The following is an 11,667-nucleotide window of genomic DNA, read 5'->3' on the forward strand; positions in this document are numbered from 1 at the left end:
GAACGCGGATTAGCCAGGCGGCAGGATCCTCAGCACCACGCAATTGCGCCCCGCATCCTTGGCCTGGTACAGCGCGGCATCGGCCAGGCGCAGCAGGGCGTCCGGATCGGCTGCGCCCGGTGCCGACTGGACCGCGATGCCGACGCTGATCGTCACTTGCTGCGCATCCGCGCTTTCATGGGAGATGCCCAGAGCCTCGATGGCGCGCCGCAGCGCTTCGCCGGTCTGTTGCGCTTCGTCCGCGCCGGTATTTGGCAGCACGATCGAAAATTCTTCGCCGCCGTAGCGCGCCGTCAGGTCGCCCGCGCGCCGCATGCCGGCCGCCAGCGCCTGCGCGACCCGGATCAGGCATGCGTCGCCGGCCTGGTGGCCGTGACGGTCGTTGAAGCGCTTGAAATAGTCGACGTCGAGCATGACGACGGCAAGCGGCTGGCCGACGCGCGTGGCACGCGCACATTCGGCACGCAGCACGTCGTCGAAATGGCGCCGGTTCGCCAGGCCCGTCAGGCCGTCGGTGATGGACAGGGTCGCCAGCTTGCGGTTGGCGTCCTCCAGCTGTTCCGTGCGTTCGGCAACGCGCCGTTCGAGACTGTCATGCAGCCTGGCGCTGGAAATCGAGATCATCGCCTGCGCGCCAAGCATGCGCAGGAACGCTACGCGTTCTTCCGTGAACGAGGCGTCGGCAAGCCTGTTCTCGAAGTACAGGATGCCGCCGATCTGGCCGCCGTGCCGGATCGGCAGGCACATGACAGCGCGCGGCAGGTGCAACTGCACGTACGGGTCGGCGGCAAAGCGCGAAGCGCCCGTGATGCAGTCTTCGATCACCTCGGCACCGGTGCGCACGACGTAGCGCAGCAGCGATAGCGGGAACTGCGGGTCGCTGGCGGCGCTCAGGTCGAGCTGGCGCGATTGCAAAACGGTGACGCCATCGCCATCGATATTGGCCTCCAACTGGTAGCTGCCTTCGGACAGCAGCAGCAGGCGCGCCACCTGCGCACCGGCGTTTTCGCATACGATGGCAATGAGGCGCGTCAGCACCTTGCGCAGGCCCACCTCGTTCGACAGGATCTGCGACGCCTTCAGCAGCGACACGAGGTCGAGCGCGGAACTGCCGTGCGTGTGGGAGACAGAATGCCGCTGCGTGCTGCGGCCTTCCATCCTTGACAGCAGTACGCCGTGGCGCGCATGCAGCTGCGCCACTTTGCCCTGCGCACCCCACTGGCCGTAATGCGCGATGGCGTCCTGGATGAAGACGCCGGCCACGCGCGCATGTCCCTGGTCGAACCAGCATTCGCCGCACAGTTCATTGCCCAGCGCTTGCATGTTGACGTAGCCGGCCAGGCCTGCCGCGTCGATCGCCTGTTGATAATAACGTGTGGCCAGTTGCAGCTCTTCCCGGTAGCGTGCCATCTCGGCCTGCACCAGCAGTTGTTTGGCGTTGCTGTTGTCCGAGCCTTGTTTGGCCCACTTGGCGAGGCTCGCCTGCAGCGTGCCGATCACGGTCAGCATATCGCCCGCATCGGGGCGCGCAGGATCGCGCCGCAAGGCACGGATCAGGATCAGCGCGGCGTAGAAGCTGCACTCGACAACCTTGGCCTGGCCGCGCATGATCTGGGTGACGTTGCCGAGCTGGCCGGCCAGCTGTTCGGCGTCGACGCCGTCGAACAGGTAGGCGTTGCGTATCTTCCCCTGCAAGAAGTAGGCGCGGTACAGGTGCGAGCTGCCATACTGATCGAGGAAGCGCGCCTCGCTGAAGGCCCCATCGTCGTAGCTGTCGTGGCGGGGCAGGAGACCCATCAGGCACTTGATCGGCTGGATCGCGGCGGCGACGCAGCAATCGGCCATCGCCTGCTGGCCGTTGGCGCGCATCAGCGCCAAGTCATGCTCGATGTCGTGCATCAGGTGTGGCAGGTAGTCGCCGAGGATGAGTCGGTCGGTGGCGCGCACGGCCGCCACCACGCCGACCTGCACGAAATCGGCGATTTCCAGCGCCCAGCCAAACGCTTCTTCGTACAGGGCGTCGGAGCTGCGCAGCGGCTGCGTCCAGTGGTTGCTGAGCGCGCCGAACATCAGGCCCGTGAGCGTGCGCGTCTGCAGGTTGGCACGGCGCCTGGCCAGCGCCATCGCCATCGCGCCGAAGGCGTAGCCGCGCGCGATGTCGCCGCTGTACAGCGCCACCATCATCGCGTAGCCGACATAGGCGACGGCGCTGAAATCGCTGTTCCCCCGCTGTATGGACAGCCGCGTCATCGACACCACCATCAGCGCGCTGAGATCCTGCTGGCCGGCGTAATAGCTGGCCATCCACAGGCCCTGCATCATCTGCATCGCGGCCACCGCGTCCGGCTCGCACATCTCATCGGCCGCCAGCAAGGTGTCGGGCGCCTGCGCGCCGGGCTGCCGCCCGATGTCGGCGAGGATATCGGCGAAGCGCGCCTTCATCTGCGTCACATCGTGCGGAATGTCAATGTGCAGCAGCGCCAGGCCGTCGCGCTGGACGGCAATGGCGTCGAGCAGGCGGCCCTGCAATTGATACTGGTGCGCCTGGATGGCAATGCAGCGCACCTGCTGCAAGGGGCTCAGGGTACGGGCGCGCACCTGCGGGTAGATCGCCTCGGCCGCATCGAACTGGCCGCACAAATAGGCCGCTTCGGCCGCGCCCAGCTGCAGGTCGAGCCAGAGGTCGGCGTGGACGCTCCATGCCTGCGCCGGCAGCAGGTCGAGACCGGTGCGCATGTGCTCCAGCGTGGACTGGAATGCGGCGGAGCGCCGTGCCTTGACGCCGGCCTGGAGATTGAGCATCGCCAGCTGCGCGCGCTCGTCCGCATCGTTGATCAGCGCGCGGCCGGCATTGAGCTGCTCGACGATCTCGAACAGTGTCTCGTCCCGACGCTCCGGCGTCGCATGCCGCAGGAGCAGGCGGCCGATGAGAAGATGGTTGGCCGCGCGCGCATCGTCGTCGGCGACCAGGTAGGCGGCCTGCTGCACCCGGTCATGCAGGAAGCGGTAACTGACGCCGCTGTTGGCCGCATCGGTGTCGCCACTCACGTATTTATAGCGTTCGTCGAGCGGCTGGATCAAGCCTGCACTAAGCGCCGGCCACAGGTCTTGCTGCGTTTTCCGGGGCGCGCGGTCCACTGCCAGCGCGAGCGTGTCGAGTGCGAAGCGGTTGCCGCACGAGGCGGCCAGTTGCAGCAGGTGCTGCGTCGCGATGGGCAGGCGGCGGATTTTCTCCAGCAGCACCTCGACCACGTTGTCGGTATATCTGGCCTGTTCTATCGCGGGCAAGTCCCAGTCCCAGCAATCGTCGGTGGCCCGGTAGCGCAGCTGGCCCGTCTCATTGAGCGAAGCGAGAAACTGGTTGAGGAAAAACGGATTGCCGGCCGTCTTGCGGTAGCAAATGCTGGTCAGTGGCGCGCAGTCGGTGGCCGCGACGCGCACGGTGGCCGAGACCATTTGCGCGACCTGCGGCTCGGTCAGTGCGCCCAGTGACAGTGTCGACAGACGTACGTCACGGGCGAGCAGCTTGTCGCGCAGTGCGATGAGTGGATGCGCGGGACTCACCTCGTTGTCGCGGTACGCGCCGATGAACAGCATGCAGCTCTTGTCGCACGAGACCATCAGCAGTTCGATCATCCGCAAGGTGGCCGCATCGGCCCATTGCAGGTCGTCGAGGAACAGCACCAGCGGATGCCCGGCGCAGGCGAATACTTCGACGAAGCGGGGGAAGAGGCGGTCGAGGCGCAGCTGGGCCTGTGCCGGCGCCGACGCGGGCATCGGGTCCGTGGGGCCGACGATCAACGCCAGTTGGGGAATCAGCTCGACCAGCATGCCGATGCCGCTGCCCAGCGCCTGGTGCAGTTTGGCGGACCACTGGCGCAGCGTTTCCTCGGGCTGGCCGAGCAGCTGGCGCACCAGCCCCTGGAAGGCCTGGATCAGCGAGGCATACGGCACGTCGCGCTGTAGCTGGTCAAATTTGCCAGACAGGAAACAGCCGCGCCGGGCGATGATCGGTTTCTGCACTTCGTTGATGACCGCCGACTTGCCGATGCCCGAATGGCCGGCCACCAGCAGCATCTCGCACCTGCCCGTGGCGCTGCGCTCAAACGCCGCCAGCAGCTCGGCGATGGCATCCTCGCGCCCATGCAGCGTTTGCGGCACGAGGAAGCGGCCGTTGTGGTCGGACAGCTTGAGCGACAGCGCCGGCTCTTGCGCGCGGCAGGCTTCGAGGTCGCTGCGCAAGCCCTGCAAGCTCTGGTAGCGCTGGTCGGCATTTTTTTCCAGCAGCCGCTGGATGATCGGCAGCAGCTGGCCAGGCAGGCTTGCCAGCGCCGGGTGCGACCAGTCGGGACTGCGCGCAATGTGGCAGTGCACGAGTTCCATCTCGTCGCCCGTCTCGAACGGCGCCTGGCCGGCCAGCAGTTCGTAGAAGGTGGCGCCCAGCGCATAGAAATCGGCGCGCCAATCGACCCGCCGGTTCATGCGCCCCGTCTGTTCCGGCGCCATGTAGCGCAGTGTGCCTTCCAGCGTTTGCAGATTGACGATGCCGTGGCTTTCGTACGGCAGTTCGCAGGCGATGCCGAAATCGATCAGTTGCAGCCGCCGCCGCTCGCCATTCCACACCAGGTTGGAGGGATTGATGTCCTTGTGGATCACGCCATGCGTATGGACCTCCTCCAGCGCCGCGCATAGTTGCAGCGCGATGTCGAAAAAGTCGTCCAGCGCCAATGCGGGCTGCGACGGCGTCCTGCGCGCCGCCACCTGCGCGCGCAATACGTGGTCGAGCGCCTGGCCGCCAGTATCCTCGAGGACCATCGTCCAGCACCCGCCGTGCAGCTGCAGCGCCAGCGGATGCGCCACGCCAGGATGGCGGCAGCGGCGCGCGATCGCATACTCGCGCTTGAATTGCGCCAGTTGCTGAAAGGAGGGGAACGGCTGATTGGGTTTCTTGACGATCAGCGCGGCACCATCCGCAGCCCTGGCGCGGTAAACCCGTGAGCGGGCACCGCTGTGCAGCTGTTTGATGATCTCGTGATCGAAAAGGGAGCGCATGGGCTGGGCTAGCAGTACACAGACGGTTGCGGGAGCCGGAAGGCGCACATTTCGGAATATTACTTGATTGTAAGTATTATATCAGCAGGGGGCTGTGGGGGAGCCAGCGGGCTGTTCGGGGGTGTTGTAAAAATGCCAGTGGGGCAGGCGAGTGCGGGGGGCGGTAACTCATCGAGATGAGAGTATGGACCTGCGGCGCATGCCCGTGCCGGATGGAGTATGCGCCGCAGTCTTATTTGTACCTTCAGGATCAATTTTTGAGCTATGAAACTCCCAGCGACGGGTCGCTCACGGAATCCTTGCCATTCTCGATTCGCCCTGCGACACGGCGCCGGAAAGTCTTCTGAGTACTGCAGGTAACCGAGAAGTCATACCAGTTGCCGCTGTCGGCCAACGACCAGTTAAGCGTTCTCACCTCGCCGGCGGGTACCTCTACCATCCAGGGACCGTCGCTTCGATATGCTTCTGCCGCTACTATAAATGAGCAGCGCGCGCTGCTTTTGTTGTGCAGTTTGAGCGCGAGTTCAGTAGGGCTGCACGTCATATAGCAGGCCTGAATTTCCGGGCCTCTCGGATCGCCCTGTTCCTTGAGGTCGCCAATAAAGTGGCGGTGGAAGCCGTTGGGGCCGAGCACCCACAGGCGGTACGCTCCCCCATCGGACGCAACTTCCCAACTTCCCTCCAGCGTCTTTCCGGCCTCTACGACATAGCGCCGCGGGATCCGGTCGAGATGCAGCTCGTCATACACATGGAACACCGCGCCGGCCTGGTTGCCGCTGTCATTGGCAAACACCAGCGTCACTTTTTTTGCGCCGGAGTCGGCGCGGGCCGTCACATGCAGTACATACGGCAGGGCACGCGATGGACGGGTACCACCAGCCTGTGGCGGTAACCTCGATGTTGTAGACGCCAATGGTCTCGCAAGCGTGCGGGCAGTGCTCTGGCTTAGTGCCAGCGCGTCGACATCCGCTTTGCTGCCATGCCCGGTGAGCGTTGGCAACGCCCCCGCATTCGGGTTGACAAAATTAAAGCAGGAGGTCAGGTCACCACAGACGGCACGCCGGTAAGCGCTGATCTGTGGCTCGAGGACGCCGAACCGCTTCTCGAGAAATTGCAGCACGGAGGTATGGTCGAAGACCTGCGAGTTGACCCAGCCGCCACGGCTCCACGGCGAAACGACCCACATCGGCACACGCAGTCCTGGCCCATATGGCCGGCCATCAATGCCCGGTTGAAGATTGGTTGCCGGCTTGTGGTTGTGATACTCTGCCGCGATGTCGGCCTTGCTGAGCGTGGTGGCACCTGCGACGCTGCCGTCAGGATTGACCGATGGTGCGCACGGCGGTGGCAGGTGGTCGAAGAAACCGTCGTTCTCGTCGAAATTGATCAGCAGAACGGTCTTGCTCCATACATCCGGATTCGCCGTGAGCGCATCGAGTACCTGTTGGACATACCAGCCGCCCTGGGCAGGACTGGAACACTCAGGATGCTCGCTGTAGGCCGAAGGTGCAATGATCCATGAAACGGCTGGCAGCTTGCCTTTGTTGATGTCTTCGCGGAAGGTTTCCAGAAAGCCATGGGGCATGGTGTTGTGGAATCCCTTCGCCAACGGGCTGAGGGCGTCGTCGATGCTGGATTCATAGAATGGACCTGCGCGGGTGACATCCTGGGTGATGTCGACTGCGGAAACATGGAGTGGACGGCGACTGGCGGGCAGTTTTTCAATTTCAGCGCGCCAGTGGCGAAAACTCATCATCTCATTGCAACCAAAGTTGTCGATCAGACTCTGGTAGACCTTCCAACGGACCCCGGCCTTTTCCAGGCGGTCTGCATAGGTGGTCCAAGTCCATCCTTCGCTCGAAGGCCCGATGTCATTGCCTCCGTTGTACTGGTTGTTGAGTACAGCGATCTCCACTTTTTTGCCATCGATGGGGCTCCGGCCGTTGGGGCCGTTTGTGCCCGTAAAATAGAATAGCCGGTTTGCAATTGTCCCCGTGTGCATGCCACAGTGATAATGGTCACAGACGGTAAAGGCATCGGCTAGCGCGCGTTGAAAAGGCACTTCCGCTGTATCGAAATATCCCATGGACAAGGGGCCCTTGGCGTCTGGCCAACGATTCATCCGGCCGTGGTCCCACGCCGCCTGCGAGTCGGCCCATGTGTGTGGTGTGCTGCCGGCGCGTTGCGCATTGCCCTTTGTTTCATCAAGGCGGAAGGGAATATACGTTCCGGCAGGTTTTGCCTGAGTATAGGTCTGGTACATGATGTTGTACCCGTTCGGCGATGGTGCTGCGAACCGGTCACCGTATCCCCGAACGCCCTTGAAGGTTCCGAAGTGGCTGTCGAATGAGCGGTTTTCCAACATGATCATAACGACATGTTGAACATCCTTGATCGTCCCGGTGACGTTGTTGGCTTCGATCGCCAGGGCACGACGGATTGCCGGTGGGAATGCGGACAATGCGGCAATAGACGCCATCGTACCGAACGAATTACGCAGGAACGTGCGTTTGGAATTGTTTGTGGACATGGTGGAGTGGCTGCAGGGCGCGATGTTTGGTGGATAGATGATCAGGTGGCAAAGGTTGCTTGGCGAAGCTGACGCGGGCTGGCACGTCTATCCTGGATGCCAATCGGACGATTCGCGTTCATGGCGTCAGGGAGAGGGGGCGCACTGCGATTTCTCGCATGTTGACGGAGTCGTGCCCGGAACCAGGATCGGAGCCGGGGTCGACGCCGAAGTTCCGCCTCCGCCGCCACAGGCTGCGAGTGCGCATAGCAGTGACAATGGCAATACGCGCTGGAAGCGGTCGCGCGAAAGGCGCAAGGTTGCAAAAGTTTTTTTCATTTGAGTACGCAAAAAGTTGATTGCAAACGCAACGACCTGCCTGGGTGCATCGTGTGATTACCCAGTCTTGGCCACTGTCGCAGGTTTGTTCATGGGTATTTGCTTTGCACCGCAATACCGTTAGCCAGGGAAATGCTGATCAATTCCCTTTCCAGGCGAGGTTGACGTGCCAAATGGTCGAACGGCGAGTCATTCGCCGGGGCAGCTTTTTTTGGGCGGCGTATTCAAGGTCGGAAAAGCTTTTTTGCATGATCAATGGCGGCCTATTGTGATATCGATATTGTCTCAGATCAATGCGTCGTAGGGAATGGCGGCCGGTGAAATAATCAGTGCTTCCTTAAGAAAACTGAATGAAATCTCTAAATTTCATCCAGGAAGATGAGTGGGTGGACCCGCAGGAAAAATGCCTGGCATATGGTAATGAGAATGACGTTTGTTGCGATGTGCAATCAATCGAAATAGAAGCACCGACTCGCCATGCATATAATTACTGCGTTCTGCATTGAAGTCTATTCTTGTGGCAATCCACAATGTTGATGTAAAGCAGCTCTTTAGCATGGAAACCATCCTGGCGCCTCATGCCACTTGACCACTGCGAAGCACCGAAAGTGGATGAAAAATGACCTGATCCTTCATTTTCCTCCACACTTGCGGACCGGTTTGCCGCGTTTGGCAAGGTTTTGCGTCGGTTAATAAGTGGTACTGATTATCGTTTATCCGGATCAATTCGAGTATTCGTTTCCGCAGCATGGCCATGGATAATTTGGCGCAATATGTTCTGTTGAAAACTTAATATTGAAAATCCCTTTGATTTTCTCCAAAGAAGTGGAGTGCGTTATCACGATTGCGCTCTTTGCTTCAAGAAGATCGGATCAATTTAGCATATGGGTATAGCTTAAATTTCAATAATGCATAATTTGCATTATTGATAATGAATTCTATCTGGCATAGAACGCTTGTCAAAACCTCCTGCGCGTCGTAATTTATGGCCTGAGATGCTTGTAGCTCCGGCGGCCCCGTACTTCGTAGAGTTGCGCTTCTGGACCACAACTTCCTTCCGTCCGAGGCGGTTTTGATAAGAGTTGTTAGCCGCTGGCTTTTGCCGGTTTACTCTCGATTAAGAGAAATGCCAGGGCGTAAAAAAAGCCACTAACCCCTTGGGAGTTAATGGCTTTTCTGACGTTTCCAAATTCTGTGCGCTGGTGCCCGGAGCCGGAAACTCAACCTGTTGAATAATGCGGCTTTCCGGGGTGTTGGCGTAATTTTGGCGTAAACGAAATTAATTCTTTTCTCGGTACGATTCGGCCCAGGCGATCACGTCCTTTGCATTATACAGGGGCTGCGCATGCCCCTTCGACGTTGGCAGCCGGATGGCTTTGGGAAAGCTTGGCAGGCACGCCATGCGTTCCCGCACGGTTCCCGGTTCGCGCTTCAAGTAGTACGCGATGGTGGCGATGTCCCACAGGTCAATCGCCAGCGGAATGGCGGGGCGCTGCAATTTATCGATGGCCACAGCCAGTTTGGCGACGAATTCGGTTTCGTTCATGTTCATTGAATGCTCCTGGCTGCCGTACTGGCGGTAATAGTGGTGGGTGTTTTCGGCAATGTTTCCGCCAGATGTTGTTCTTTTGCAACGATGGCGACCAGTGCATGCTCAGTTTTTAAACCGCGCAGGATTTCGGCATAGGTCCGAAATGCATGGCCGCCCTCGCTTGGCGTGCGCGCGTCGCTAAATTCCTCTGCCATCAGAATTGCGCCATCGAGTACCGACTCATGCCGCGCGGCCAGGGCCATGTATCGCTGATCCGCATATCTAGCTATCGCCGACGCGAATGCTTCGGCTTCGGTGTGTTGCGGCACTTCGGCGCCGGGCTGGCGGTAGTCGCGCAGCCGGCAGAATTCCTTGTATTGATCCATTTTCGTAATCTCCTTCTAGTCCGTACATCCACAGTCAGTTAAAGCGTCGTCGAACGGGAACAGCTCCCCGTGATTCATCGCCATGTCATACATCGCCTGATAGCTGGGCCTGTCCTTGCGGAACCAGCCGCCAGCACCCGATCCGGCCGTCTGGGCGTTCTTTTCCTGCTGTATCCACCACAGCGCGCGGCTTGGCTTTTCGCGGATCAGGGATAACACCTGGTTGCCGCCTTTCAGGAAGCACAGGTCGCAGTTGCCGTGCATCGTCTTGCCGCTCATATTCGGCAAGCCCAGGTCAAAATCTTGTTTTGCCCAAAACGCGCTGACATCGGCCACGGTCAGGCCGACCGCCGCCAGCGGCGCTTCTTTCACTTCGTGCTTGCCGTAGTCCTGATTCGCCAGCCGCGCCACGCGCATGGGCTCGTCGGCGCGCATGCCGATAAACGTGGTCCACTCGACCAGGCCTATCGACTTCAAATAGCGCTGCATCGGCCGCACCTTGAGTTCTGCCGTGCAAAAGCGCGCCACAGGATTCGGGAGGAATTTCTTTTCGTCGTGCAGATCGGCGAACGGCTCGCCGCGGCGGCTGGCCGTGGTGAAGTCCACGATGGTAAATTCCTTGCCGCGCGCTTCGTTGCGAGGACGGTTTTCTATCCAGACGATGGGAACGCCCCAGCGCTCGCCGCAGTCGCGCACAAATTCAAGGGTCGCTTCCTCTTCCTTGCCGGTGTTGGCGAAGCAAACCACCACGTTAGCCGGCAGCGTGCCGCCGTAGGCCTGAATCGTCATCCACAGCATCATGCCGCTGGTGCGGCCGCCGCTGAACGAAATGACGCCCGGGCCGTCGAACAGGAATGGGCTGTTCATGCGGGCACCATGCAGCGTCGCGCCAGGGAGACCAGCCAATGCGCCAGCTCGGGCGGCGTGTGTTCGCGTTCTGCCTTGCCACATTCCGGCCGCCAGCCCGGATCGCCTTTCCGGCGCCGCTCGCCGGCGCGGTTGCGGCCGGATGGGGCGATCACATGCGAGGCGTCGCCCAGGACGATGGGCATGGCCGGTATTTGAGCTGGCGCACAGCCGACGATGTACAGCAAGGTGGCCTTTTCCGCGCGGTGACCAAATGAGCTTTGGAAAATCGGCAACGTCCAGCCGCCAAATTTGTCCCGCTCGCCGATCGCTGGCAGGTTGCAGTGTGGCCAGAGGGTCGAGCGCTTCGGGTGCTCGAGCACGCCGCCGAACTTGCGGACTTGGGCGACGGCCCACACCGCGAGTTCCTTTTCGTCCGGGCGCGGCTTGGCCAGGTGGCGCAGCGTTCCCCACGAGCGGCACGGCGGATGCGCCACCACGGGCACGCCACCTGGCCAGGCGCGGGCGTCGCGCTCCGCATCCCAAGCATCAACCGCCGGCATGGTCTTGTAGATGGAATTGGCGCGCACGAACAAGGCCGCCACGGCAGGTAATGACCGTTCCGCTGTCATGCTGGACACCCGACAGGAGCGACAGTCTTCTTGACCGCCTCGATGGCGCCCAGCGGCACGGCCCGGAACATGCCCGGCCACTGGTGATCCAGCTCCACCCACGCATGCAGCTCCCCATTGCCCACGTCGCGGCGCAGGTCGTTGACGGTGCCGGCCTGGTAGCCTTCGTCGGTATCGAATGTCACGCGGTCGCCCAGGGCGATTTGCCGCGGTGAATCGGTCAGGGTGGTCAGCATTGCGATGCTCCTTTCAGTTTGGCGGTAACGCCGCATACGCCGTAGCGGTCGATGGCGGCGTCGATCACGTCGCCGCTGGAAGCGGCAACCTCAAAAAATTCAAAGCGTTCGGTTTGCGTGCGAACGATCACGGCAT

The 11,667-nt window shown here is 61.2% G+C and carries 7 protein-coding genes; all 7 read right to left on the reverse strand.

The genetic code is table 11. From position 1 onward, the window contains the following. Positions 1-9: 9 nt before the first annotated feature. The 7 genes from JAB6_RS23025 to JAB6_RS23055 all read right to left on the reverse strand — a co-directional run bounded on the left by JAB6_RS23025 (position 10) and on the right by JAB6_RS23055 (position 11,480). Positions 10-5,052, reverse strand: coding sequence for a diguanylate cyclase (locus JAB6_RS23025; protein WP_070304793.1), 5,043 nt, complete (start codon positions 5,050-5,052; stop codon positions 10-12). Between the two features lie 262 nt (positions 5,053-5,314). Continuing rightward, positions 5,315-7,582: a phosphocholine-specific phospholipase C gene (locus tag JAB6_RS23030; RefSeq protein ID WP_070304796.1), complete on the reverse strand. Its 2,268-nt coding sequence runs from the start codon at positions 7,580-7,582 to the stop codon at positions 5,315-5,317. Positions 7,583-9,179: 1,597 nt separating this feature from the next. Next, positions 9,180-9,452 carry a hypothetical protein gene (locus JAB6_RS23035; protein ID WP_254671760.1) on the reverse strand — a complete coding sequence of 91 codons (273 nt, stop codon included), beginning with the start codon at positions 9,450-9,452 and terminating at the stop codon, positions 9,180-9,182. Continuing rightward, on the reverse strand, positions 9,449-9,817 hold the full coding sequence (locus tag JAB6_RS23040; RefSeq protein WP_070304798.1) for a hypothetical protein: 369 nt from the start codon (positions 9,815-9,817) through the stop codon (positions 9,449-9,451). The genes JAB6_RS23035 and JAB6_RS23040 overlap by 4 nt, the downstream gene beginning before the upstream one ends. Before the next feature lie 15 nt (positions 9,818-9,832). Next, a complete protein-coding gene (locus JAB6_RS23045) occupies positions 9,833-10,684 on the reverse strand; it encodes a phosphoadenosine phosphosulfate reductase family protein (RefSeq protein ID WP_070304801.1) in 852 nt (283 codons plus the stop codon). Further along, positions 10,681-11,295 (reverse strand): hypothetical protein, encoded by a 615-nt coding sequence (locus JAB6_RS23050; RefSeq protein ID WP_217494653.1) that lies wholly within the window; start codon positions 11,293-11,295, stop codon positions 10,681-10,683. Before JAB6_RS23050 ends, JAB6_RS23045 begins: the two co-directional genes overlap by 4 nt. Next, complete coding sequence (locus JAB6_RS23055; protein WP_139143484.1) at positions 11,292-11,480, reverse strand: hypothetical protein; 189 nt, start codon at positions 11,478-11,480, stop codon at positions 11,292-11,294. Before JAB6_RS23055 ends, JAB6_RS23050 begins: the two co-directional genes overlap by 4 nt. Positions 11,481-11,667 lie beyond the last annotated feature (187 nt).

It is taken from the genome of Janthinobacterium sp. HH104 (assembly GCF_001758715.1).
Taxonomy (GTDB): Bacteria; Pseudomonadota; Gammaproteobacteria; order Burkholderiales; family Burkholderiaceae_D; genus Janthinobacterium; species Janthinobacterium aestuarii.